This is a genomic window from Paracraurococcus lichenis, from assembly GCF_030657435.1.
GTDB classification, from domain to species: domain Bacteria; phylum Pseudomonadota; class Alphaproteobacteria; order Acetobacterales; family Acetobacteraceae; genus Paracraurococcus; species Paracraurococcus lichenis.
In genome coordinates this window covers 1-306 of the sequence record NZ_JAUTWS010000569.1, presented here as the reverse complement: position 1 = coordinate 306, position 306 = coordinate 1, and the positions used below count along the sequence as shown (strand labels likewise).

General features: G+C 68.3%; 1 protein-coding gene. It reads right to left on the bottom strand.

Annotation, left to right across the window (positions count from 1 at the left end; all coding sequences use genetic code 11):
• Nucleotides 1-16 precede the first annotated feature (16 nt).
• Nucleotides 17-306 (bottom strand): zinc ribbon domain-containing protein (locus Q7A36_RS41275; protein ID WP_305109551.1); only part of this gene is annotated, 290 nt, incomplete at its 5' end.

Below are 306 nucleotides of genomic sequence, written 5' to 3'. Positions count from 1 at the left end.
TGTCATGAACCCCGCCCTAAAGGACGGAGCTTGCAGGTACCGTTTCCGGCCCCGCGTCTGGCTGCATGACGGCGGCCCCGCGCGCAGCGATGTTGCGCGCGGCTACGAAATCGGCGGCGGCGGAGTAGCCGCAAGCGATACAACGAAAGCGGTCCCTGTCCGGGCGGTTGCGCTTGTCGATGCAGCCGCATTCCGCGCAGGTCCGCGAGGTGTTGCGCGGGTCAACCGCCACACAGACGACCCCGGCGAGGGCCGCCTTATGAACTACCGCCGCCAAGCCGCTCACGCGGCTCTGGCGACGGTTTC